The sequence below is a fragment of the Egibacteraceae bacterium genome, assembly GCA_040905805.1.
Taxonomy (GTDB): domain Bacteria; phylum Actinomycetota; class Nitriliruptoria; order Euzebyales; family Egibacteraceae; genus DATLGH01.
Map to the genome: position 1 here is coordinate 1 of JBBDQS010000040.1, position 1,428 is coordinate 1,428.

Sequence of the window (1,428 nt, forward strand, 5' to 3'; positions counted from 1 at the left end):
CGAGGCCGAGCAACGACCGACCCAGCGGGAACGGCAGCCTCGGGTCGGTCGACAGCGCGCGGCTGGCCTCCAGATGTGCTCGTGCGTCGTTGTGGCGCTGCTGGCCGTGTGCAAGTTCGCCCAACAGCCACTCACCGATGGCTTGGTTCCAGCGGTCGCCGCTCCCACGGCCGAACCGCACGATCTCCGCGGCCGCGGTTCGAGCGGTTTCCAGTTCACCGGAGGCGTAGGCCGACAACACGAACCAGGGACGGGACCACATCTCGTATTCAGATCCGCTCAGGGCTCGTGCCAGTAACACCGTGTGCGCCTGGGACAGCCAGCCCTGCGCTCGTTCGTGATCGCCTTGCAGGACGTCGGCCGCTCCCAGGCCGGCGAGCCCGACCGCCTCCCATCCGGGACGCCCGACCTGGCGCGCGAGTTCGACGGCACGTCGCGCGTGAGAACGTGTCTGGTCGAGCCGACCGGACCACACCGGCCACAGGCCAAGAACCGCGTTGGCGGCCGGAAGGTGGAAGGCGACCTCGGTGGCCTCGGAGACCTCGATCGCCTCATCGAGCAGGTGGCACCCGGCGCCGATCGTGCGGCTACGAAGCAGCGTCCATCCGGCGACCGCCAGAACGTGAGCGTGGGTCGCAGCATCACCGCACCGCTCGGCGTGTCCGACCGCTTCCTCGACATCAGCATCTACCTGCTCGCTTATCGACAGTCCCGACAGGGCCCCGGCCTGGGCCCGAATGCTCAAACCGTGCGCGAGCGTCCCGCCCACATCGGCGGCGCGTGCCGCGTCAATTGCACGGCTCGCCGACCGATAGGCGCTGGCCGGTTGGCTGTCGCGGAGAGCCAACAGCGCCGCGGTGGTCAGCCCCCGCACCCGCTCGTCAGCAGGGGCGCCCGGGGCATCGGCCCCGTCATGCAAGCGCCGGTACGCCTCTCGGCTCAGACCGTGCTCGAACCAGAAGCGGAAGATCGGCTCGGTGATGTCCACCAGGCTGCGCAGGTCCCGGGCCTCCGCCGCCCAGTCCATCGCGGCGCGCAGATCATCCAGACCGGCCGCAAGCCGCGCCATCCAGAGTTCGGGATGCCCACCGGACAGACCCGCGTGCGCCCTCCCGGCCAGCGCGACATGAAACGCCAGATGGCGGCCACGCACCCGGGCGGGGTCGTCCAGCTCGGCCAGTCGCTGCCGGGCATACACCCGGATCGTCTCCAGCAGCCGGTAGCGGGCCCTGCCGTGGCGCTCGACGACCTGCACCATGGACTGCTCGACCAGCCCAGCGACCAGGTCAAGCACGTCGTCGCCGTCGATGCCGTCCCCGGCCACCACCGCCTCGGCAGCATCCAGTTCGAACGACCCGGCGAACACCGACAGTCTCGCCAACCCCAACCGCTGCACGTCGTCGAGCAGCTCGTAGCTCCAGTCCAGCG

The 1,428-nt window shown here is 70.2% G+C and carries 1 protein-coding gene; it reads right to left on the reverse strand.

Going from position 1 to position 1,428, the window contains the following annotated elements; genetic code table 11:
* Window positions 1–1,428 (reverse strand): hypothetical protein (locus WD250_05145; protein ID MEX2619586.1); only part of this gene is annotated, 1,428 nt, incomplete at both ends.